Here is a 22,213-nt window from a genome sequence, read left to right as displayed (position 1 = left end):
ACCTTCACCCCAGTTCCGGGCCTCGCCGCCCGGGGCCTGGGCAACCTATGAATAAAAATTCGAGGGGCCAGTATGCACAGCCAAGCGTCCAATCCATGCGCCACACCCGAGCCCGAAACGCCCAATGCGGCGGCAGGCAAGCGTAGCGTGTTCGCGGTGATCCTCGGCAATGCCGTGGAGTTCTTCGATTTCGGGGTCTACGCCACCTTCGCGGTGATGATCGGCCACACCTTCTTTCCCTCCGACAGCGCCTTTGTCAGCCTGATGCTGTCGGTCACCGCCTTCGGCGTCGGCTTTATCGTGCGGCCCCTGGGGGCGGTGCTGATCGGCGCCTACGCCGACCGCGTCGGGCGCAAGCCGGCGATGCTGTTGACCCTGGTAATGATGGCCGTGGGCACCGGCAGCATCGCCATCCTGCCCAGCTATGAAAGCATTGGCATCGCCGCACCGATCCTGCTGGTGCTCACCCGGCTGATCCAAGGGCTGGCCTGGGGCGGTGAAGCCGGCCCCGCTACCACCTACATCCTCGAAGCCGCACCAGCCCACAAGCGCGGCACCTACGCCTGCTGGCAGGTGGTAGCCCAGGGCGTGGCCGCCATGGCCGCCGGCACCGTGGGCTACACCCTGACCCAGGTGCTGTCCCCCGAGGACCTCAACAGCTGGGGCTGGCGCGTGCCCTTCGTGTTCGGCCTCCTGGTGCTGCCAATCGGCATCTACATCCGCCGCAACCTGGCGGAGACCTTCCACGGCCAGGGCGAAGCAGCCAGCACCGGCAGCCTGGTGCGCCAGGTGTTCGGCGAGCATCGCCGGGCGCTGGTGCTGGGGCTGCTGATTCTGTCGGGCAGCACCATCACCCAGTACTTCATCAACTACATGACCACCTTCGCCCTCACCGAACTGAAACTGCCCACCAGCATCTCCATGCTCTCGACCCTGGTGGCCGGCGCGGCCATGGCGGTGTGCGCGATTGCCGGCGGCATGCTCTGCGACCGTTTCGGCCGCCGCACCATCCTCATGGCGCCGCGGGTGGTGCTGTTGCTGGTGCTGTTCCCAGCCTTGCAACTGATGACCGAACACCCCAGCCCGACGACCTTCCTGCTGACCCTGGCGGTGCTCTCCGGGCTACACGGCATGAGCGGCGCGGCGCTGATCGTGCTGCTGGTGGAGAGTTTTCCCAAGGCCGTACGCTCCACCGGTTTCTCCATCGTCTACGCCTTTGGCGTGGCGGCTTTCGGCGGCACCGCGCAGATCATCATCACCTGGCTGATCGGCACCACCGGCAACCCGATGTCGCCGGTGGGCTACCTGCTGGTGGCCAACCTGGTGTGCCTGACCGCCGCCTGGTTCGCCAAGGAAACCCGCCCGCAAACACCCGGGCGCAGCACCCCCGGCCAACGGCTCGCAGAAGCCCGCGCCCGCTGAGCATTCGCTTCACTGCCCAAAACCCTTTTCCGGCACCGCGTCTTCCTCTACCCTGCCGGCCGCGCATGACCGCGGTCGGGCGGTGGTTCGACGCCTTTGATTTGTGGGGAAGCGACATGAAACAGCTCGTACTTTGCCTCCTGGCCATGAGCGCCAGCAGCCCCCTGCTGGCCCAGGACAACCCGCGCCCAAGCCAGCAGGCCCAGGCCCCGGGCTTTATCGAAGGCAGCAGCCTGGACCTCAACCTGCGCCACTACTACTCCAACCAGCACACCCAACGCGACACCTACCTGACGATCAAGAAACCCGACGGCAACCAGCGCACCCGGGTGCGGGAAACCTGGGTACAGACCGGCATGCTCAAGTACAGCTCCGGCTATACCCAGGGGCTGATCGGCATTGGGGTGGACGCCGGCCTGTTCAGCGCAGTGAACCTGGAGCGCGGCCACGGCCGGGTGGCCAATGGCGGCGACCGAGTGCTGGTGGACAGTGACGGCGATGCCCTGCCCACCTGGAGCCGCCTGGGCATCGGCGATGTGCGCCTGCGCTTGTCCAACACCGAGCTCAAGGCCGGGCGCCTGATGACCGACAACCCGGTGCTGCGCTACAAGGACAACCGCGCCCTACCCTCCAGCTTCCAGGGCGTGGGCCTGTACAGCAACGAGAGCGACTGGCTGTCGCTACAAGCTGGCAGCTTCGACCGGGCCATCCCGCGCACCGGCACCGGCAGCGAACGCCTGACCACCACCTTCGGCAACCGCGCCTACAGCGGCGAGCGCATCAGCTACCTGGGGGCGACGGTCAAACCCGGCCTGGGCCTGGAGGGCAGCCTCTACGCTTCGCGCTTCGAGAACATGTGGGACCAGTACTACCTGGGCCTGACCCACCGCGCCGGGGACAAAAGCCAGCTGGCGCTGAAGACCGCGTTCAACTACTACCACACCCGAGACCAGGGCCAGCAGCGCCTGGGCTACATCGATAACGACGCCTTCAGTCTGGCGCTGACCGGCAGCCATCAGGCCCACAGCCTGACCCTGGCCTGGCAGCAAGTGTTCGGCAACGAGTACTTCGACTATGTGTGGGAGTCCACAGGCAACTACATGGCCAACTCCCTGTACTCGGACTACAACGGCCCCAATGAAAAGTCCTGGCAGCTGCGCTACGACCTGGACGTTGCCGCCTACGGCGTGCCGGGGTTGAGCGCCAGCCTGTGGCACGCCAAGGGCTGGGGCATCGACGGCACGCACTACGATGGCGATCGCAACGGCCGCAACCGCGGCTACAACGTGCGCGGCCTGGACGGCGCCCAGCACGACGAGAACGGCCTGATGCTGGCCTATGTGGTGCAGTCCGGGCGACTCAAGGATGCCGTGCTGCGCACCATCGTCTACAACCACCGCGCCAGCGGCGGGCAGATCGACGGCAGCTATGACGAGTTCCGCCTGGTGGGGAATTTCCCGTTCAACCTGTTCTGACCACCGCCCCTGCTCCGTAGGAGCCGACTTGCCGGCGAAGAGGTCCGTAAGCCGTGCAGCGCTCTTGGAAAGGCTTTCGCGGGCAAGCCCGCTCCTACGCCAGGCTATGGCGTTGCATGGCGCGGACAAGCATTTCCTGGCACCTGAGGGTCGCCACCGACAAAGGCCGGTTACGCACCACGCACAAGTCCACCCGGATCCGCTCCAGGTATTGGTCGTCGATCGGCACGGCCACCAGCCCATCCCCCAGGTCCCGGGCCTCGGCATCCACCTGGGGCAGGATCAGCACTGCCGCACGTTGGCGGGCCAGGCTTTTCTGCACCTCCAGGGAGCTGGTGGTGAATAGCGGAAGAATGTTCACTCCGCGCTTTTTCGCCGCGCCCTCCAGGGCCTGGCGCACGCCGTAGGCCGAGTCGGGAATCGCCAGGGGCTGCCCCTCCAGATCCTGCAGGCGAATGCTCGGGCACTGGGCAAACGGGTGCTCGGCGCTGACCAGCACCCGGTGCCACAGTTGGCAGTGGGCGGTCACCTCCACTTCGGCCCGTTCCGGCAGGTAGAACGCCAGACCCAGGTCGGCCTCGCCGCTGCACAGGGCATCCAGGGTGGCACCCGCACTGGCGATGACGATATTGAAGGTGACTTTCGGGTGGGCCCGGTTGAACGCCGCCAGCACCGGCGCCAGCACGCTGGAAACGATACTTTCCGACACATGGATGCTGACGTTACCCGCTACCTGGCTCTGCCGGCTGGCGATCACATCGCGCACCTGGTCGAAGCCGCGCAAGGTGGAGGTGACCTGCTCGGCCAGGCATTCACCCTCCACGGTCAGGCGAATGCCCCGGGGCCCGCGCTCGATCAGCGCGGTGCCGAAGAAGTGCTCCAGTTGCTCGATCTGCCGGCTGACTGCGGTGGGGGTCACGTACAGGCGCTCCGCCGCCTGACGCAGGGAGGCGCACCGGGCCACCTCGTGGAAGTAACGCAACGCTCGTAATTGCATGGCCGCGGGCCCCCTCGTTGAACTGAGCCATGAGGCAGGCAATTACTGCGCCAGCCGCAGCGCCCCGGAGCCGTTCAACACGCGGTTTTCACACAAAAGATTGATCTGAACGATGCCCCTGCCTACCCTGCCAGGGCGCCGATGCCTCATTCGGCAAGAACCCTCCCCGCCCCCCTTGCCGTCTGCTTCCAAGGATTTCCATGAGCACTCTGCCCCGCACCGCACCACTTGCCGCAACCCTCACCGCCCTGGCGCTGCTTGGCGCCTGCTCCAGCGTGACCCGGGAGATCAACCCGGAGCCCACCATCACTTCCGCCGGCATCCTGGCCTTTCGCGATATCTGCCTGAAGTCCGCGCCGTCCTTCGCCGGCGCCGAGACCGCCGCGCGCAACCATGGCATCAGTGACCTGACCGATGCCGGCTTCGCCAAGATGGGCATGAACGAGGACCAAAGCCTGGGCGTGCAGATACAGGCCAACAAGGAATGCGCGATCACCACCCCGACCCAGAACGACAGCTCGCTGACCCAGCAATTTCTCAGCGTGGCCGGCAAGTTCTCCAGCACCCCGGTGGCCCAGAGCGTACCGAGCAAGATCACCCTCAACGGGCAGACCTTCATCCTCATGCACGACCGTCGTGGCGGTGAAGCCTATGTGATGCTCAAGACGCAGTGACCGCGCTGCGTCCTAGCTCTGGCTGGTCTGTCGCTGCGGCGGCCGGCTCAACGTCAGGACCCGGACCAGGGCGGCCGCATTCATCGGTTTGTGAAACAGAAAGCCCTGGGCCGCCTCGACACCCAGGCGCTGCAGGTGCGCACGTTGCTTTTCGGTCTCGATGCCTTCGGCCACCAGCTCCAGGTTCAGCGCACCGGCCATCCCCACGATGGCCTCGATGATCCGGGTTTCCTTGGGCCCCGTAGCGTTGGCGACAAATCCTGAGTCCAGCTTGAGCTGGCCAAAGGGAAGGTCCGCCAGGCGCATGATCGAGGAATGCCCGGTGCCAAAATCATCCAGGGACAGACGCACGCCACCGTGCACCAGCACACTGATGTTCTCGATGCTCTGCATGCTCAGGACCAGAGCCTGGCGCTCGGTGATCTCCAGGGTCACCTGGCGCGTGGGCACCTGCGCCTCGTCGATCTGCTGCAACACCTGCTGGGCGAATTGCGGATCGCTCAATTGGCTGGCCTCAATGTTGTAGGAGAACATCAGGGCATCGCCGCTGGCGTGGCCCTGCAACTGCCGCTGCAGCGCCAGGCCTTGCTGCAACAGGCAATCGAACAACTGGCGATGGCCCTGCGGGCTGTCGAACAGGTCGAGAAAGAACTGCGGCCCCAGCACCCCCTTGTGAGGATGCTGCCAACGGGCCAGGACTTCGGCGCCGGTAATGCGCCGGGTCTTCATGCAGACCTGGGGCTGGAAAAAAGCCACAATCTGCCGCTGTTCCAGGGCCTGGGAAACATCCAGTTCGGCCACCCAGTCGTTGTTGGCGCAACCAGCTCCCGCCGCCCCTGGAGCATCGTCACGTGCATGGCCTTTCACCGTACGCTTGATGGCCAGCGCCTTGAGCAGCAAGCCACCGATCTGCAGCGTATCCAGTTCGTCGTAGCTGCCCAGCCGGTATTTGCCGGAGCGCACACGAAAATTCGCCAGCCCCCAACGGATCGGCGCTTGCAGCGCCTCGCATTCCATCATCGAGAAGAAGCCGTAGTGCTCGCAGAGCCTGCGCAGGTAGGGGATGGCGTTCAGGGAGTGCAGCGAGTCGCAGATCACCAGGTCCAGTTCATCCAGCTCGGGCGGGAACCAAGCCCCGTCGCAGTCATCGCTGATCACTTGTACCCGAGCAAAACCGCAAGACGCGAGGATTCTTGAAAAATGTCGAACCCGATAAGCGTTCGAACATAACAACAGTACGCTCAGCGTCGACATCACCGCGGCTCCGGATAAAAAACCATGCTAGCCAAATTGAACTCAACTGAGTTCAAGACACTTCGCCAATGGAAGTAGGAAATTTCTGAGACTTGGCATTTTCTCAAGAATTTCCAGGGCCAGAACTGGTCGGCCGAGGCCCCGGCGCCTCCTGGGCAGCGCACCGTTTACCAGGAGTGCGTGGCGACTATGGAGCACTGGCAATGGCCGCAATCTCCCTGCGCAACCATTGCAGGCCTGGCGCCTGTTGCTGCTGGCGATGCCAGATCAGGCTGACCTGCACCGGCGCCGCCAGCAGCGGCAGGCTGGCGATGCGGATCGGCAGCAAAGCGCAGAAATGCTCCGCCAGGTAGCGTGGCACGGTGCCCAGCAGGTCGGACTGGGCAACAATCAGCGGAATGCTCAGGTAGTTGGGCACGAACACCTGCACCTGGCGCTGGACCTTGGCCGAGCCGAGAACGATTTCCAGGGGCGAGCCGCGCCCACCCCGGTCGGGAATCGCCACGTGCTGGCAAGCCTGGTAGGCCTCCAGGCTCAGTTCCGGGGCAAAGGCCGGATGGTCGCGACGGCCGATCACCACCAGTTGTTCCTCAAGCAGCGGCTGGTAGCACAGGTCCGGGTTGTCGAAATACAGGTAGTCCACCGCCAGGTCGAGCATCCCGGCACCAAGCCAGGCGGCGATGGCGTCGGCACTGTCGCTGCGCACCGCCAGCCGGACCCCGGGCGCTACCTGCTGCAGGCGCCGGGACAGGGCCGGCAGCAGGCGCGCCTGGGCGTAATCGTTCATCGACAAGGTGAACAGCTGATCGGCCGCCGCCGGCTCGAACGCCGCGCCAGGATCGAGGCCCTGCTGCAACAGGTGCAGGGCCTGGCGCACGGTCACATGCAGGCTCAGGGCCCGGGAGGTGGGCTGCATGCCGCGGGCGGTGCGAATGAACAGCGGCTCGTCCAGGTGCCGGCGCAGGCGCGCCAGGGCGTTGCTCACCGCCGGTTGGCTGAGGTTCAGGCGTACCGCGGCCCGGGACAGGTTCTGCTCCTGCATCAAGGCGTCGAACACCCGTAACAGGTTGAGGTCCAGGCGCTGCACATTGAGCTTCATGAATAATGCCCATCGAAATTATCCAGGGGCTGGATAATTCGCGGCGCCAGCCCCGGCTGTCAATAACGGCCCGGGGGAACAACTGGGCAGAAGCTCACCGCCACGCACCTGTTGTCCAGGGGCAACGTAAAAAGCGGCAGGCCTCAGCGCGAGCGCCCTGCTGGCTCAATCACCAACAGGCACCTGCGGCCAAGTGCTGGTGCTGAGCCGGAGCTATCAGGCAAAGGCATTTTCAGCCTGATGAATAATCCTCATTCCCACTATCCATTGGCTGGATAATTACCCGCCGGCTACGCTGCAGCCCATAAAAACAACAACGGGAATCGGGCCGTGCGAGAAACCACCCAGCACTTTCGTCAGCAATACCGAGCGGCGGTCAGTCCGCGCTACAACCCCTGGCTGCATGGCGGCTTTGTCCTGGTCTATGGCCTGCTGTGCATCGGCCTGCTATGCAGCACCCTGAGCCAGGTGCAGCCTCTGGAATGGCTGGCGGTGCCGGTGGCGCTGCTGTTCTTCAACCTGTGCATCTACGTGGTGCACCGCTGGCTGGGGCATCACAAGCAGCGCTTGGCGCGGATGTTCTATGCCCGCCATACCGGCGACCACCACAGCTTCTTCGCCCCCGGGCTGATGGCCTACGAAGGCTACCGGGACTGGCGGGTGATTCTGTTTCCGGCCTGGCTGATCGTGGTGCACAGCCTGCTCTTCGCCCTGCCCCTGTGGGCGCTGCTGCGCCTGTGGAATGGCAACGTGGCGGCGCTGTTCGCCAGTTGCACCCTGCTCGGCTACCTGGCCTACGAGGTGTTCCATGCCTGCGAGCACCTGCCCGCCAACCACCCCCTGGCGCGCCTGCCCTGGGTGCGGCAGATGCGCCGCCTGCACGAACTGCATCACCGCCGCGAGCTGATGCAGGAGCGCAACTTCAATATTGTCCTGCCGCTGATGGACTGGCTGTTCGGTACCCTGTACTGGCAACCGCAAGAGCCGCCAGCCGTCACTTCCGCCCCTGACGAGGCCTCGCCCATGACCCGCATGCAGCACCAGGTCGACATCCCCCGCAGCGCCGCCAGCACCCTGGCCTATGCCGCCAGCTCGCGGCTCTGGCCACAGTGGCACCCCTCCTCGCTCAAGGTCGAGGGCGACGAAGGCCCGCTGTTCGCCGGGCAAGGCTTCGAGGAAGACATCCATGCCGGCGGGCGCAGCGGCCACCTGAGCTGGAAGGTCGAGGAGTACTTGCCGGGGCACCGCTGGCGCGCCAGTGCCCGGGGCGATCACGGCCTGCACCTGCAGGTGACCTACGAATGCCAGCCCCTGGGGGCGCAGCGCACGCGCTTCGTGCGGACCCTGGAGTACGGCTTTGACAACCTGCTGATGCGCCTGGGCAATCAGCTGTTATTCAAGCGACGGATAGAACGGGAATCCGCCGCCTCATTGCTGGCATTGTGCAAGATGGCCCAGCAAGCTATCCCGCTGCCCGCCACCGAGGCCCCCGGTCGCCCGTCCTGAGGCCGCCCCCGACAGGAGTCATTGCATGAATCAGATTGCCCCCCGCCGCTTCAGCGGCCTGCGGATTGTCCTGCTGGTGCTGCTGGCCGTCCTGGCCTTCCTGCTGTTGATGCCGACCAGGGTCCAGCCGGTGGCCTGGAACCCGGCGCCGGCGCCGTCCCTGAGCCAGGGGCCGTTTGCCGAGAACCACAAGCTTAAGGCCGTGCAGCCGGTGGGCGCCCGGGACATCGACGGCCCCGAAGCCCTGCTGCTGGAACACGAACAACTGCTCAGCGGCCTGCATGACGGCCGGGTGATCCAGAGCAGCCTCGACGGTAGTGCGCTCAAGGTGCTGGTCAATACCGGCGGCCGGCCCCTGGGCCTGGCCCGGCACCCGGACGGGCGCCTGATCATCGCCGATGCCATCAAGGGCCTGCTGGCCCTGGACAGCCAGGGCCAGTTGCAGACCCTGAGTACCGAGGCCAAGGGCCTGAAGTTCGGCTTTACCGACGATGTGGCGGTCGATGCCGCAGGGCGCTACGCCTACTTCAGCGACGCCACCAGCCGCTGGGGCTATGGCCATGACGGCGAAGCGGTGATCGAGCACGGCGCCGATGGCCGCCTGCTGCGCTACGACTTCCAGAGCGGCACCACCGAGGTGCTGCTGGACCGCCTGGAGTTCGCCAACGGCATTGCCCTGGGGCCGGACGAGGCCTATGTGCTGGTCAATGAAACCGGCGCCTACCGCATCAGCCGCTACTGGCTCAAGGGTGACAAGGCCGGCAGCCACGACCTGTTCATCGACAACCTGCCGGGGCTGCCGGACAACCTGAGCTTCAATGGCACCGAGCGTTTCTGGGTGGCCCTGTACGCACCGCGCAACCCGTTGCTCGACGCCACCGCGCCCTACCCCTTCGTGCGCAAGATGCTGGTGCGGGCGATGACGGTATTGCCCAAGCCGGTGGAGAAGCGCGGCTTCGTGCTGGGCCTGGATACCCAGGGCCGGGTGATCGCCAACCTGCAGGATGGCAGCAGCGGCAACTACTCGCCGATCACCACGGTGCGCGAATATGGCGATGCCTTGTACCTGGGGTCGCTGACGGCCAGGCACATGGCCCGGTTGTCGTTGAAGGAGGCGCTGGCGCCTTGAGGGTAGGTGCGTTGCAACTTGGGATGGGGACAGCCCGGCGGGCGTCTGGGCGGCTATGCCGCCCAGCGGGAGCAAGCTCCCTCGCCACAACAAGCTCCTTGCTACTGCGAGCGTCTGTGTTACAGGGGGGTCAGGAACCGGCGGTGAGTTTCCCGGCGATCTCATCCTTGATCAGCAGGCGTTTTTCCTTGAGTTTCTTCAGTTCGTCGTCTGCGGCAGCGGCAGCTTCGGCCTTGAGCACCTGATCGTCGATGCTGGTGTATTTGTCGAACAGCGCATTCAGGTGGGGGTCACTGGCCCGACGCTGCTGAATGTCTTCTTTACTGCAGCTCAGGTCCTGGTAAAGGTCGTGGGTCACCGGCATGGAACACCTCCGTGGTTGATCGGCAGCAAGGGCGTCATCACGCCCCCGCCGGTTATCAGAATGGCCTCGCCGGACCGGGTCTGTCGACCGCCAATCAGACCAGCGGTAACCGTTCGTCGCCACTTTTGCCCTGGATCAACGTCCGCCCAGGGCTTGGGCAAGAAAGGGCGCGGTGCTGCTAGTGCGCTGCTTTGCCACCTGGTGCGGGGTGCCGCAGGCCACCAGGGTGCCGCCCTGGTCACCGGCACCTGGACCGATGTCGATCACCCAGTCGGCCTGGGCCACCACGCGCATTTCGTGCTCCACCACCACCAGGCTGTGCCCGGCCGCCACCAGTTTGTCCAGTTGCTCCAGCAGACGGTCCACATCCCGTGGGTGCAGGCCGGTGGTGGGCTCGTCCAGCACGTACAGGGTGGCGCCCCGGGCAGTGCGCTGCAGCTCGGTGGCCAGTTTGATGCGCTGCGCCTCACCGCCGGACAGCTCGGTGGCCGGCTGGCCCAGGCGCAGGTAGTCCAGGCCGATGTCGCGCAGCACTTCCAGAGCGCGGCGGATGCCCGGTTGTTCGGCAAACACCGGCAAGGCCTGCTCGACACTCAATTGCAGCACCTGGGCGATGTTCAGGCCCTGCCAGGTCACGGCCAGGGTCTGGGGGTTGTAGCGCGCGCCATGGCAGGTCGGGCACGGGGCGAACACACTGGGCATGAACAGCAGCTCGACGCTGACAAAGCCCTCGCCCTCGCAGGCCGGGCAACGGCCCTTGGCCACGTTGAAGGAAAACTGCCCGGCGTCGAAGCCCCGCTCCCGGGCCTCGTCGGTGGCGGCGAACAGCTTGCGCACCTGATCGAACAGCCCGGTGTAGGTCGCGAGATTGGAACGCGGGGTGCGGCCGATGGGTTTCTGGTCCACCTGCACCAGGCGCTTGATCTGCTCCATGCCGGCCACCACCCGCCCGCCGCTGCTGACCGGTGCGTCGTCCGCCAGGTCCAGCTCCGGCGCCTCATCGCTGGCCGAAGCCTTGCCCAGGTGAGCGCCCACCAGCTCCAGCAGGGCCTGGCTCACCAGGCTCGACTTGCCGGAGCCGGAAACCCCGGTCACCGCGGTAAAGCAGCCCAGGGGAAACTCGGCGTCCAGCGCTTTGAGGTTGTTGCGGCTGATACCTTCCAGCCGCAGCCAGCCCCGGGGCGGGCGCGGGGTACGCCGGGCCGGGGCCTGCTCGGGAAACAGGTAGGCCCGGGTCTGGGACTGCGCCACCTCGGCCAAGCCGGCCGGCGGGCCGCTGTACAGCACCTGGCCGCCACGCTCTCCCGCCGCCGGGCCCACGTCCACCAGCCAGTCGGCACGGCGCATGGTCTGCACATCGTGCTCCACCACGAACAGTGAATTGCCGGCAGCCTTGAGCCGCTGCAAGGCCTCGAACAGCGCCTCGGCATCTGCCGGGTGCAGGCCCGCCGAGGGCTCGTCCAGCACATAGATCACCCCGAACAGCTGCGAACCCAGCTGGGTCGCCAGGCGCAGGCGCTGCAATTCACCGGAAGACAGGCTCGGCGTGCTGCGCTCCAGGGCCAGGTAGCCCAGCCCGAGGTCGGTCAGGGTGCTGACCCGCTCCAGCAGGTCCTGGGCGATGCGCTGGGCGGCCAGACGCTTTTCCAGGGACAGGTTCGGCGTATGCCGCACATCCGGCGCGCCGCGATGCTCCGGGGCGCCCTGGGCATGGCGCTGCCGACGCGCGGCACGGGTCTGGGCGTGGCTCAGCACCTGATCATCGGCGGGCGCCTGCTCCGGGTAATCCGCCGCCGCCACCGGCCGCAGCACCTCGGCCAGTTGCAGCAGCGGCAGGCGCGCCAGCTCGCCGATATCCAGCCCGGCAAAGGTCACCGCCAGGGCCTCGCGCTTGAGCCGCTTGCCCTCGCACAGCGGGCATGGGCTGCCGCGCATGAACTGCGACACACGCTTTTTCATCAGCGCGCTCTGGGTGTGGGTGAAGGTGTGCAGCACATAGCGCCGGGCGCCGCTGAAGGTGCCCATGTAGCTGGGTTCCTGCTTGCGCTTGAGGGCTTGGCGGGTCTGTTCCGGGGTCAGCCCGGCGTACACCGGCACTGTGGGGGTTTCTTCGGTGAAGAGGATCCAGTCACGCTGTTGTTTCGGCAGTTGCTGCCAGGGGATGTCGACGTCGTAGCCCAGGGTCACCAGGATGTCCCGCAGGTTCTGTCCCTGCCAGGCCAGGGGCCAGGAGGCCACGGCGCGCTGGCGGATGGTCAGCGAAGGGTCGGGAACCATGCTCGCTTCGTCGACCTCATAGACCCGCCCCAAGCCATGGCATTCCGGGCAGGCGCCCTGGGGCGTGTTGGGCGAAAAGTCCTCGGCATACAGCATCGGCTGCCCCGGCGGGTAGCTGCCGGCGCGGGAATAGAGCATGCGCACCAGGCTCGACAAGGTGGTCACGCTGCCCACCGAAGAGCGTGTGCTGGGAGTGCCGCGCTGCTGTTGCAGGGCCACCGCCGGTGGCAGGCCGTCGATGCGGTCGACATCCGGCACCCCCACCTGGTCGATCAGGCGCCGGGCATAGGGCGCCACCGATTCGAAGTAGCGACGCTGGGCCTCGGCATACAGGGTGGAAAACGCCAGGGACGACTTGCCCGAGCCCGACACCCCACTGAACACCACCAGCGCATCCCGGGGAATGTCCACGTCGACATTCTTCAGGTTGTGCTCGCGGGCGCCGCGCACCCGGACAAAACCGCTGGCTGGAAAGGACGAAGGGCTCGCCTGGGAAGTATCGGAGGGGCTACGGGAAGCAGTCATGAACCAGCCTTATGTCGAGAACCGCGAACAGTCGAAGCGCGATCATCACACAAGGTCCGAGGCCCGGGGCAAGCCCCGTGGAAGATCGACGCGCGTACCCGGGGTTCGAGCCTCGCCCCCGGCGCAATGTTCCCTGGCGCTTCAGCGACCGTGCTGGCGGCGGGCTTGCTGCTCGGTGCTCAGGCGGGTGTGCTGGAGGTCGTAGCGCAACTCGGCAATCAGCTCCGACAACGCCCGGGAGCTGGTCAGGCCGCGGGTGGCGATGCCGGTGACCAACAGGTCGACGCGCCCGCTGGCGGGGTCGCAGATGCGCACAGTCATGGCCCCGTCGTGGCCGACGGTGCACTGGCAATGCAGGGGCAGGAAGCTGGTTTCAACGATTCTGCGCAGTTCAAGGGTGGAGATCACGGCGGAGCGTCCAAAAAAGGGTTGAGAAGAAAAACCGCGCAAGACGACGTTTGTTGTTATGGGATCAGGCGGTCGATGCCCCTGTCCTTGGTCAGCAGAAAAATCGTACAAGTTCATTCAATTTCATACAGCGTAGAAGTTTGACGCCAGTTTGTCGTCGGCCCCTGGGGATTTTTATGCGCTGCTTCACACTTGGCGCCAGGCGCCGCTCAGGCCTCCAGCACCGAACGCACCATGGCACTCAGGTCTGCAGGCCCGTAGGGCTTGCTCAGCAGGTGGGTGTCGGGGCTGAGCTGGTGGTTGCGCGAAATCATGTCGCGGGTGTGTCCCGAGGTGAACAGCACCGCGATCGGCGGTGCCTGGGTCTTGGCCCAGGTGGCCAGGTCCGTGCTCTTGATCAGCCCGGGCATTACCACGTCGGTGAAGATCAGATCGACCTTGAGCCCGTCCAGCAGCAGTTGCATGGCAGCATCACCATTGCTCGCGGTGCACACCCGGTAGCCCTCGTGTTCGAGCATCTCCACCGCGGCGCTGCGCACCTCGGCGTTGTCCTCCACCACCAGGATGCTTTCCTCGCCACCGGCCGCCCGCTCACCCGTGCGCGGCGCCTGCTGCTGCGAAGGCTCGGGACTGCGGGCAAAGTACATCTGCACCCGGGTGCCCTGCCCCGGGCTGCTGAAGATCTCGATATGGCCGCCGCTCTGCTTGACGAAACCGAACACCATGCTCAAGCCCAGGCCCGTGCCATGGCCGTCGGCCTTGGTGGTAAAGAAGGGTTCGAAGGCCTGCTTGAGCACCTCGGCGGGCATGCCTGGACCATCGTCGGCCACACTCAGGCACAGGTACTCGCCGGCAGCGATGCCCTTGCCGGCGCAGAAGCGCGAGTCCAGCACCTGGTTCTCGGCGCTGATGAGGATCCGCCCCTCGCCCCTCAGGGCATCCCGGGCATTGATCGCCAGGTTGAGCACGGCGTTTTCCAGCTGGTTGCGATCCACATGAATGCACCAGGGCTCGTCGGGCAATTGCACGTCGAGGCAAATGGTTTCGCCCAGGGCCCGCTGCAGCAACTCCCCCAGGCCCTCGTACAGGTGCCGCGGGTTATAGCTGGCCGGTGACAGCGGCTGGCGCCGGGCAAAGGCCAGCAGCTGGTTCGACAACTTGGCGCCGCGCTCCACCGCCGTCAGCGCGGCGGCCGTACGCCGCTGCACATTGGCATTGCCCGCTTCGTGGCGGGCCAGCAGGTGCAAGTTGCCGGCGATCACCTGCAGCAGGTTGTTGAAATCATGGGCCACGCCGCCGGTCAGGCCGCCAATGGCTTCGAGTTTCTGAACCTGGCGCAGTTGCTCCTCGGCGCTGAGCCGCGCGTTGACCTCCTCCAGCACCCGCTGCTCCAGGTTGCGGGTCAGTTGGCGCAGGGCTTCCTCGGCGATCTTGCGCTCCTGGATATCGATCAGCACCCCGGGGAAGCGCAAGGCCTGGCCCGACTCGTCGAACTCGCAACGGCCGCAGGCCAGCACCCAGGTGTAGCTGCCGTCCTCGCGGCGCACCCGGTATTCGGCGTTGTAGGGCCCGCCCTGGGTGACGCTGTACTGGGTCAGCTCCTTGATGCGCGGCAGATCGTCGGGGTGGATGCGGCTTTCGGTGATATCGATCGGCAGGTTGTCCAGGGGCTGGTCGGCCGGGTAGGAAAAGGTCCGGGCAAAACGCTCGTCGCAAGACAGCACGTCGGCCTGGACGTCCCAGACGAAGGAGCCCAGCAGCGCCCCGGCATTCAGTGCCAGCTGAACCCGCTCGTTCTCTGCCCGGTAGGCGGCCTCGGCGGCCTGGCGGCGGCGCTCGGAAATCACATGGGCGGTGGTTTCCACGACGATAGCGATGACCCCGGCCGGAGCCTGGTCGTCCCCGGCCACCGGGCTGTAGTAGAGGTCCATCCAGACGTCTTCCGGCACCCCGTTGCGCAGCAGCACCAGTTCCTTGTTGTGATAGGACAGGGTGCCGCCGCTGAGGCAGGTGTTCATCACACCACGGTTGAACTCGGCGACCTCCGGCCAGCCCATCTCCACGGCGCAGCCCAGCAGGTAGGGATGGCGGCCGCCGGCGAATTCGGCATAGGCATCGTTGTAGATCATGTAGCCCAGGGGCCCCCAGAGCATCACCATCGGCAGCGGCGAACCGAGCATCAGTTGCACCGTGCTGCACAGGCTGTGGCTCCAGTGTTGCAACGCCCCGAGGCTGGTGGCGGACCAGTCGAACGCGCGGATGCGCTCGGCCATCTCGCCCTTCCACCCCTGGCACCCGTGATGATCAGATAAGAACGGCATGAACGGACTCTACGAAAAACGTGGCACAGCGTGGGTTTTCAAGAAGCCGCGACGCAGCCTCCAGAGCCTTTGAGCACGACGCACGCGGATGGTTTCACCAGGGGGCCGGCATCGGCTTCGCCACTGGTCGGCCATGCCGCCGTGCAGCGCCCTTTGCGCGACTGAAAAGACAGAATAGGCGATGGCCCGGGTTCCAGGCGGACGCCGACCGGCGCCGCCTGAAAAAGAGCGGATTGCCCGCTCCCTGCCCCTCAGTCGGTGCCGTATTTCGGTGAACGCGGACCGTACAGCAAGCCGGTGCGTTGCCCGGCCGACAGCAGGCGCTGGCTGGTGATGCCGGCAATCGGATGGCCAGCGTCTGTGCTGGTGTTGATGATCTGTTTCACCGCAGCGGTGATCAGCATGCCCACCAGGCCACCGTTGTTGCCGTTGTTGCCTTCCTCACTGGAGGCTCGAGCGCTGCCGGTCCACAACGTGGTGCCGGTCTTCAGGTCCACCAGGGTGGCGCTGGCGGTGACCACGGTGGCACTGCTGATCAGCATATAGCTGGTGCCGTATTCCTTGACCGTGATGTACAGGCCGGCATCGGCGCCGAAGATCTCGTTGAGCTTGGCCGGCGCCAGGCCATGGATGTCCGCCGGGTTGGTCAGGCCGTTGTGGCGGAAGGTTTCATCCACCACGGCAATCGGCATCACGTAGTAACCGGCTTCGGCCAGGGGAAAGGTCACCTGGGACAGCATGCTGTAGGTGGCCTTGACGTCCGGCGACTCATTGAGCGGCGGCAGCACCAGGATCGACTTTGGCCGGGCCTGCTTGTAGGCCGAATAGTCCACGGTCTTGGGCGCGGCGCAGCCCACCAGCAGGCTGATGCTCAACAGGCCCAGGAGGTTGCGCAAGGGGGTGAAGTTCATTGGGCGGCTCCCTGCTTGGCGTTCTTCAACAGAAAGTCCATGTACGAGGCGGACTCGGGGAACAGCGCCTTCTCGGTATTGAACTGCTGCACCATCTGGTCATCCTTGCCCAGGCCCGCATAGAGCATGCCCAGGTGTGCGTGGTAACCCGGCGGCACGGCCTTGCCAGTGGACTTGATCTTCTGCAGGTCGCGCTCCAGCGCCTCGACCTGGGCCTCGCGGGCTTCCTCGCCCTTGAAGTATTCGTAGGTCTGGGCCTGGTAGGTTTCCCACTGGTACAGCGTCTTCGGCCCGCTGCAACCGGCCAGCAACACGCAACCCAGCAAAGCGCCGGCCAGCAGTGGCCGCGCGGTGATTGTCTTGAACATGCTTACTTCTCCCTGTCAGCAGTGTTGATCAGCGGCCGGGTTTCCAGGCCCCGGTATCGATGGCTTCGACCATGCGGTTGACCGCCTCGCGCATGGCCAGGTCCAACACCTTGCCGTTGAGGGTCGAATCGTAGGAAGCGGTGCCGCCGAAGCCGATCACTTCACGGTTGGACAGCGCGTACTCGCCGGCGCCCTGGGTCGAATAGACCACTTCGGAGGTGCTGATATTGACGATGTTCAGCGCCACCTTGGCGTAGGCCACCTGGGTCTTGCCGCGACCGAGAATGCCGAACAGCTGATGGTCGCCGGTTTCCTTGCGACCGAACTCGGTGACGTCGCCGGTGACCACGAAATCCGCGCCCTTGAGCTTCTGCGCCTGGCCCTTGATCGCCGCTTCCTGCTGGATCTCGCCCATATTGTCGCGGTCCAGCACGTTGAAACGGTTGGTCTGCTGCAAGTGGGTGATGAGGATGGTCTTGGCCTGGCCGCCGAGGCGGTCGACGCCGTCGGAGAAGATTCCGCGCATGTAGCTGGAGCGGTTGTCGAACTTGCCCACCGCCATCGGCACTCGGGCCCCGGTCCACACCTGACTGGCGCTCTGGACCTTTTCCACCGGCAAGGCCCGGGAGCTTTCGGTGGCACAACCGCTTATGCCCGCCAGCACCGCCAGTGCTGCAGCGGACAACATCAATGTCGAGATCACTCTCACTCTATATTCCTTTTTGAGTATCCATTTGGGTGCACTGTCTAGATGCACTTGCGCCCTGCCGCACGTCTGCGGCCCCAGTCTGTGCGGGCTCGAAAGTCGTTGGCTGAGCGTTCTGAAACTTGATGCAGGGGGCATCATCGGCGGCGATTATGCCAAAGCGCCATCATTGCGAAAAGGAATAAAAAACCTTGGCGCCAGCGCATTGACTGCTTGATTCCCCGGCCCGCCCGAGCACGTCGGGCAAGTGCCTGATCCCTCAGCGAAAATCCCGACTGCGCACGCTGATGCCATCCAGCAGCGGGCTCAGGTCACTCAGGCGCCCGGCAATCAGGTGGCGCACCTCGCCCTCGGTTTCCAGGGTGCCGTCGACCTTGAGCAACTGCGCGCCCACCAGCACCCGGCGCTGGCGCTCGGCCAGGTCGCGCCAGACCACCACATTGACGTTGCCGAACTCGTCTTCCAGGGTCACGAAGGTCACCCCGCTGGCGGTGCCCGGCCGCTGGCGCCCGGTGACCAGCCCGGCCACGCTCACCGAACGCCCGTGCTCCACCGCCAGCAAGTCGCGCGAGCTGCGGCAGCGCCGGGCCGCAAGCTGCGGGCGCAGCAGTGCCAGGGGGTGCGGCCCGAGGGTGGTGCCCAGGCTGTGGTAATCCGCCTGCAGGTCTTCGCCCACACTGGGCCGGGGCAATGCTACCGGCGCTTCCTCCTGGCTCGGCAGGCCGGCGAACAGCCCCAGTTGTCTTTCCACCCCGGCCACTTCCCAGCGGGCCCGGTAGCGATCCCCGGCCAGCGCCTGCAAGGCGCCGGCATCGGCCAGCAATTCCTGGGCGCGGACATCCAGGCGGGCCCGCTCGCCCAGGTCGGCGATATCGACAAAGGCCCGTTGCCGGCGGGCACGTTCGATGCGCCGGGCATCGTCCTCGCGAAAGCCCTTGATCATCCGCAGCCCCAGGCGCAGGGCCGGCTGCCCGGGCGGGCCATTTCCAGGGCGTGCAGGCTGGGCAGGAATCGGCTCCAGGCTGCAGTCCCAGTCACTGGCGCCCACATCCACCGCAAGAATCTGCAAACCATGGCGCCGGGCGTCCTGGAGGATCTGGTCGGGGCTGTAGAAGCCCATGGGCCAGCTGTTGATCAGGGCACAGGCGAAGGCCGCCGGTTCGTGGCACTTGAGCCAGCAACTGGCGTAGGTCAGCAAGGCAAAGCTGGCGGCATGGGATTCGGGAAAGCCGTAGCTGCCAAAGCCCTTGATCTGCTCGAAGATCTGCGCCGCGAATTCATCGCTGTAGCCATTGCGGTTCATCCCCCGGCGCAGCCGTTCGCGGTGCGGCTCCAGGCCGCCGTGGCGCTTCCAGGCGGCCATGGAGCGGCGCAACTGGTCGGCCTCGCCCGGGGTGTAGTCGGCGGCGACAATGGCGATCTGCATCACCTGCTCCTGAAACAGCGGCACCCCCAGGGTGCGCTTGAGCACCGCTTCCAGCTTCGGCGATGGATACGTCTCCGGTTCTTCACGGTTACGCCGGCGCAGGTAGGGATGGACCATGCCGCCCTGGATCGGCCCCGGGCGAACGATGGCCACCTCGATCACCAGGTCGTAGAAGTTCTGCGGCTTGAGCCGGGGCAGCATCGACATCTGCGCCCGGGACTCGATCTGGAACACGCCGATGGTGTCGGCGCGGCCGATCATTTCGTAGGTGGCGGGATCTTCAGGCGGAATGCTGGTGAGGCTGTAGCGCTGGCCGCGGTAGCCATGGATCAGGTCGAAACAGCGGCGGATGGCGCTGAGCATGCCCAGGGCGAGGATGTCCACCTTGAGCAGGCCGACCATGTCCAGGTCGTCCTTGTCCCACTGAATCACCGTGCGCTCGGCCATGGTCGCGTTCTCCACCGGCACCAGGTGGTCCAGGGGCTGCTCGGAAATCACGAAACCGCCGGGGTGCTGGGACAGGTGCCGGGGAAAGCCGATCAACTGCCCGGTCAGGCTCAGCACCCGGCGCAGCACCGGGCTCTGGGGGTCGAACCCGGCCTCCTGCAGGCGCTCGACGCTGGGCGGCGTATCACTCCAATGGCCGCAACAGTCGGCCAGGGCATTGACCTGATCCGGCGGCAAGCCCAGGGCCTTGGCCACATCCCGCACCGCCCCGGCGCCGTGGTAGGTGCTGACCACCGCGGTCAGCGCCGCGCGGTGCCGGCCATAGCGCTGGAACACATACTGCAGCACCTCTTCGCGGCGCTCGTGCTCGAAGTCGACGTCGATGTCCGGCGGCTCGTTGCGTTCGCGCGACAAAAAGCGCTCGAACAGCAGGGTCGAGCGGTCCGGGTCGATCTCGGTGATGCCGAGGACGAAACACACCACCGAGTTGGCCGCCGAACCCCGGCCCTGGCAGAGGATGTGCTGGCGCCGGGCGAAGTCGACGATGTCGTGCACGGTGAGGAAATAACTCTCGTAGCCCAGGTCACAGATCAGCGTGAGCTCCTTGTCGATCTGCTTCAGCACCTCGGCCCGGGCCCCGTTCGGCCAGCGCCGCAGAATGCCGCGCTGGGTCAGCACCCGCAGCCAGGACCCGGCATCATGCCCCTCGGGCACCAGCTCCCGGGGGTATTGGTAGCGCAGCTGGCCGAGGTCGAAAGCGCAGCGCCCGGCGATGGTCAGCGACTCGTCGAGCAGGGTTTGGGGGTACAGGCCTTGCAGCACGTCGATGGGCCGCAGGTGGCGCTCGCCATTGGCGAACAGGCGCTGCCCAGCCTCGGCCACCGGCAGGTGATGGCGGATCGCGGTCATGGTGTCCTGCAGCGCCCGGCGCCCGCGCACATGCATGTGCACATCGCCACAGGCCACGGCTGGCAGCCCCAATTGCCGGGCCTGGGCCAGTTGCTGTTGCAGGTGCCGGGCATCGTCCTGGCCGCAATGCAGTTCCAGCGCCAGCCACAGGCGCTCGGGGAATATCTGGCGCAGCCAGTGGCCGTGCTCTGCCGCCGGGCCATCGTCCGCCAGCCACAGGGCCAGCAGCCCCGGCAGCGGTGCGGCAAAGTCTTCGCGCAGCAGGCGATAGCTGCCCTTCTCGGCCCGGCGCCGGGCCTGGGTGATCAACCGGCACAGGCCCTGGTAACCCGCCAGGTCTTCCACCAGCAGCACCAGGCGCGGGCCGTCCTCGACCTGCATTTCACTGCCGACGATCAGCTTCAGGCCGCTGTCGCGAGAGGCCTGCCAGGCGCGGACAATCCCCGCCAGGGTGCACTCGTCGGTGATCGCCAGGGCCTGGTAACCCAGCGCCGCAGCGCGCTGGAACAATTCGGCGGCACTGGAGGCGCCGCGCTGGAAGCTGAAGTTGGACAGGCAGTGCAGCTCGGCGTAGGCGCTCATGCGAACCAGCCCTGCAACAGCAGCGGACCGGGCTCGCCCACCTGACGATAGGCCCAGCCCTGCTGGCCGGCGGCGGTTTCGATCAGGTAGTAGTCGCGGCGCACATCGGCGCCGTCCCACCAGCCGGACTCGATGCGCTCCGGGCCCATGAGGATGCGCACCGAGCCCTCGCCCAGCACCCGGGGCTCGGTGAACAGCCAGCCGGGGCGGCGCAGCCCGGGGGTGGCCGGGCACGGGCGCGAATCGGTCTGCGCCTGCCAACTGCGCTCCGGGCGGTGATCGGCGCGATGCCCCAGGCCCTGCACCGCATCATCCCCCAGGCGCGCCCGCAGGCGTTCGCGCAACTGCTCCCAAGGCAGGTTCTGCTGCGGGCGCTCGTCGAACAGTTCCGTGTGCCGGGGCACGAACAGCGGCAGGTCCTCGGCCACCAGCCGCAGGTTGCGCACCGGCGCCGGTACCTGGATCTGTTCCAGGCGCCCGCGGGCCAGCTCGAACAGCATCGCCGGGTCGCGCTCGGCGCTGAGCAGCCCCACCGGAATCAGGGTGTCGGCGCCCTCGGCGTGCTCCAGGTGCAGGGCAAAGCGCTGCACGCCACTGTCGCGGCCACAGAGAAAGGCCGCCAGGTCGGCGGTGAGCCGGCGCAGGGGAAACAGCAGCGCCTGATGGGACTGCACATCGAAATTCAGCTCGATGCGCAGGTCGAAGCGGTCCGGCGGCTGATAGAAGGCCAGCCCCAGCGGGCGCTCGCCAAGCAGGGTATCCAGGTGCTTGAGCAAGCGGCCGTCAAAACGCCGGGCCAGGCTGGGCCGGGGCAGCTCCCGCAGTTGCTGGAAGCTGCGCACCCCCATGCGCGACAGGGCCGTGGCCTGCTCCGGGGCCAGCCCCAGGCGCTCGATGGGCATGGCCCCCAGGGCCTGGGCCAGGGCCGCGCCGTCGGCCACCGCCAAGCCGTCATAGGCATTGGCCAGGACCCGGGCCGCCGCTGGATTGGGGGCGGCGACGATCCGGTGGCGAAAGCCCAGGGCCTGCAATTCACGGCGCAGGCGCGCTTCCAACTGCGGCCAGGGGCCGAACAGGCCCAGGCTGGATTCGATCTCCAGCACCAGGGTGCGCGGGTAGGCGACGCTGACCTGGGAGCTGAAGCCATAGGCCCAGGCCGCAAGAAACTGCTGCCAGTGCTCGATCTTCCGGGGGTCGTATTCGGCGCTGGCAAAGGCCTTGGTCAGGGCCTGGGCGGCGGTCAGCGATTGCCCGGGGCGCAGGCCCAGCTCGCGGGCGGCGCCGTTCACCGCCTGGATCACCCGGCGCTGCGGGGTGCCGCTGAGCAGCGCCAGGGGCGCTTCGGGCTCGGCGCACTGACGCAAGGCTGCGTCCAGCGCCAATTGCGGGAACAGGATGCACACCCAACGCATG

At 66.3% G+C, this 22,213-nt stretch carries 17 protein-coding genes; 5 read left to right on the top strand and 12 right to left on the bottom strand.

Features of this window, described 5'->3' with window-relative positions:
• Positions 1-72 precede the first annotated feature (72 nt).
• Positions 73-1,422 carry a citrate-proton symporter gene (locus tag KCG88_RS02045; protein ID WP_210711617.1) on the top strand — a complete coding sequence of 450 codons (1,350 nt, stop codon included), beginning with the start codon at positions 73-75 and terminating at the stop codon, positions 1,420-1,422.
• 116 nt (positions 1,423-1,538) lie between these two features.
• On the top strand, positions 1,539-2,897 hold the full coding sequence (locus KCG88_RS02040) for an OprD family outer membrane porin (RefSeq protein ID WP_210711616.1): 1,359 nt from the start codon (positions 1,539-1,541) through the stop codon (positions 2,895-2,897).
• A gap of 94 nt (positions 2,898-2,991) precedes the next feature.
• On the opposite strand, the gene KCG88_RS02035 is transcribed toward KCG88_RS02040, so the two are convergent.
• Entirely contained in the window at positions 2,992-3,894 is a 903-nt protein-coding gene (locus KCG88_RS02035) for a LysR family transcriptional regulator (protein ID WP_047287741.1), read from the bottom strand.
• Positions 3,895-4,094: 200 nt separating this feature from the next.
• Here KCG88_RS02035 and KCG88_RS02030 point away from each other — a divergent pair, with 200 nt between their 5' ends.
• Positions 4,095-4,568, top strand: a complete 474-nt coding sequence (locus KCG88_RS02030) for a hypothetical protein (RefSeq protein WP_015636104.1) — start codon at positions 4,095-4,097, stop codon at positions 4,566-4,568.
• A 12-nt stretch (positions 4,569-4,580) separates the two neighbouring features.
• Here the strand turns inward: KCG88_RS02030 and KCG88_RS02025 are convergent, their stop codons facing one another.
• Positions 4,581-5,726, bottom strand: a complete 1,146-nt coding sequence (locus tag KCG88_RS02025; protein WP_210711615.1) for an EAL domain-containing protein — start codon at positions 5,724-5,726, stop codon at positions 4,581-4,583.
• 283 nt (positions 5,727-6,009) lie between these two features.
• Complete coding sequence (locus KCG88_RS02020; protein ID WP_047337198.1) at positions 6,010-6,921, bottom strand: LysR substrate-binding domain-containing protein; 912 nt, start codon at positions 6,919-6,921, stop codon at positions 6,010-6,012.
• Positions 6,922-7,251: 330 nt separating this feature from the next.
• Here KCG88_RS02020 and KCG88_RS02015 point away from each other — a divergent pair, with 330 nt between their 5' ends.
• Both KCG88_RS02015 and KCG88_RS02010 read left to right on the top strand, forming a co-directional pair.
• Positions 7,252-8,427, top strand: coding sequence for an SRPBCC family protein (locus KCG88_RS02015; RefSeq protein WP_210711614.1), 1,176 nt, complete (start codon positions 7,252-7,254; stop codon positions 8,425-8,427).
• Positions 8,428-8,452: 25 nt separating this feature from the next.
• On the top strand, positions 8,453-9,556 hold the full coding sequence (locus tag KCG88_RS02010) for an SMP-30/gluconolactonase/LRE family protein (RefSeq protein ID WP_210711613.1): 1,104 nt from the start codon (positions 8,453-8,455) through the stop codon (positions 9,554-9,556).
• A gap of 130 nt (positions 9,557-9,686) precedes the next feature.
• On the opposite strand, the gene KCG88_RS02005 is transcribed toward KCG88_RS02010, so the two are convergent.
• The 9 genes from KCG88_RS02005 to KCG88_RS01965 all read right to left on the bottom strand — a co-directional run bounded on the left by KCG88_RS02005 (position 9,687) and on the right by KCG88_RS01965 (position 22,212).
• Positions 9,687-9,920 (bottom strand): DUF465 domain-containing protein, encoded by a 234-nt coding sequence (locus tag KCG88_RS02005; protein ID WP_015636110.1) that lies wholly within the window; start codon positions 9,918-9,920, stop codon positions 9,687-9,689.
• Positions 9,921-10,055: 135 nt separating this feature from the next.
• A complete protein-coding gene (locus tag KCG88_RS02000) occupies positions 10,056-12,722 on the bottom strand; it encodes an excinuclease ABC subunit UvrA (protein ID WP_210711612.1) in 2,667 nt (888 codons plus the stop codon).
• A gap of 141 nt (positions 12,723-12,863) precedes the next feature.
• Complete coding sequence (locus KCG88_RS01995) at positions 12,864-13,130, bottom strand: DUF1652 domain-containing protein (RefSeq protein WP_011061967.1); 267 nt, start codon at positions 13,128-13,130, stop codon at positions 12,864-12,866.
• A 209-nt stretch (positions 13,131-13,339) separates the two neighbouring features.
• Positions 13,340-15,451 carry a PAS domain-containing hybrid sensor histidine kinase/response regulator gene (locus KCG88_RS01990; protein ID WP_210711611.1) on the bottom strand — a complete coding sequence of 704 codons (2,112 nt, stop codon included), beginning with the start codon at positions 15,449-15,451 and terminating at the stop codon, positions 13,340-13,342.
• A gap of 251 nt (positions 15,452-15,702) precedes the next feature.
• Positions 15,703-16,362, bottom strand: coding sequence for a DUF799 domain-containing protein (locus KCG88_RS01985; RefSeq protein WP_047287760.1), 660 nt, complete (start codon positions 16,360-16,362; stop codon positions 15,703-15,705).
• Positions 16,359-16,730, bottom strand: coding sequence for a DUF4810 domain-containing protein (locus KCG88_RS01980; protein WP_016965581.1), 372 nt, complete (start codon positions 16,728-16,730; stop codon positions 16,359-16,361). The genes KCG88_RS01985 and KCG88_RS01980 overlap by 4 nt, the downstream gene beginning before the upstream one ends.
• A 28-nt stretch (positions 16,731-16,758) precedes the next feature.
• Complete coding sequence (locus KCG88_RS01975; protein WP_144417774.1) at positions 16,759-17,418, bottom strand: CsgG/HfaB family protein; 660 nt, start codon at positions 17,416-17,418, stop codon at positions 16,759-16,761.
• 277 nt (positions 17,419-17,695) lie between these two features.
• Positions 17,696-20,800 carry an error-prone DNA polymerase gene (locus KCG88_RS01970; RefSeq protein ID WP_047287764.1) on the bottom strand — a complete coding sequence of 1,035 codons (3,105 nt, stop codon included), beginning with the start codon at positions 20,798-20,800 and terminating at the stop codon, positions 17,696-17,698.
• Positions 20,797-22,212 carry a DNA polymerase Y family protein gene (locus KCG88_RS01965; RefSeq protein WP_210711610.1) on the bottom strand — a complete coding sequence of 472 codons (1,416 nt, stop codon included), beginning with the start codon at positions 22,210-22,212 and terminating at the stop codon, positions 20,797-20,799. Before KCG88_RS01965 ends, KCG88_RS01970 begins: the two co-directional genes overlap by 4 nt.
• Position 22,213 lies beyond the last annotated feature (1 nt).

The organism is Pseudomonas sp. MWU349 (assembly GCF_017947325.1).
GTDB lineage: Bacteria > Pseudomonadota > Gammaproteobacteria > Pseudomonadales > Pseudomonadaceae > Aquipseudomonas > Aquipseudomonas protegens.
The sequence above is the reverse complement of the archived record's forward strand: the minus strand, read 5'-3'. Positions and strand labels throughout refer to the sequence as shown.

Excerpts from the sequence above, each read along its gene's own strand:
- KCG88_RS02045 (WP_210711617.1), top strand. The coding sequence starts at position 73 with ATGCACAGCCAAGCGTCCAATCCATGCGCCACACCCGAGCCCGAAACG.
- KCG88_RS02040 (WP_210711616.1), top strand. The coding sequence starts at position 1,539 with ATGAAACAGCTCGTACTTTGCCTCCTGGCCATGAGCGCCAGCAGCCCC.
- KCG88_RS02035 (WP_047287741.1), bottom strand. The coding sequence starts at position 3,894 with ATGCAATTACGAGCGTTGCGTTACTTCCACGAGGTGGCCCGGTGCGCC.
- KCG88_RS02030 (WP_015636104.1), top strand. The coding sequence starts at position 4,095 with ATGAGCACTCTGCCCCGCACCGCACCACTTGCCGCAACCCTCACCGCC.
- KCG88_RS02020 (WP_047337198.1), bottom strand. The coding sequence starts at position 6,921 with ATGAAGCTCAATGTGCAGCGCCTGGACCTCAACCTGTTACGGGTGTTC.
- KCG88_RS02010 (WP_210711613.1), top strand. The coding sequence starts at position 8,453 with ATGAATCAGATTGCCCCCCGCCGCTTCAGCGGCCTGCGGATTGTCCTG.
- KCG88_RS02005 (WP_015636110.1), bottom strand. The coding sequence starts at position 9,920 with ATGCCGGTGACCCACGACCTTTACCAGGACCTGAGCTGCAGTAAAGAA.
- KCG88_RS02000 (WP_210711612.1), bottom strand. The coding sequence starts at position 12,722 with ATGACTGCTTCCCGTAGCCCCTCCGATACTTCCCAGGCGAGCCCTTCG.
- KCG88_RS01990 (WP_210711611.1), bottom strand. The coding sequence starts at position 15,451 with ATGCCGTTCTTATCTGATCATCACGGGTGCCAGGGGTGGAAGGGCGAG.
- KCG88_RS01985 (WP_047287760.1), bottom strand. The coding sequence starts at position 16,362 with ATGAACTTCACCCCCTTGCGCAACCTCCTGGGCCTGTTGAGCATCAGC.
- KCG88_RS01980 (WP_016965581.1), bottom strand. The coding sequence starts at position 16,730 with ATGTTCAAGACAATCACCGCGCGGCCACTGCTGGCCGGCGCTTTGCTG.
- KCG88_RS01975 (WP_144417774.1), bottom strand. The coding sequence starts at position 17,418 with ATGTTGTCCGCTGCAGCACTGGCGGTGCTGGCGGGCATAAGCGGTTGT.
- KCG88_RS01970 (WP_047287764.1), bottom strand. The coding sequence starts at position 20,800 with ATGAGCGCCTACGCCGAGCTGCACTGCCTGTCCAACTTCAGCTTCCAG.
- KCG88_RS01965 (WP_210711610.1), bottom strand. The coding sequence starts at position 22,212 with ATGCGTTGGGTGTGCATCCTGTTCCCGCAATTGGCGCTGGACGCAGCC.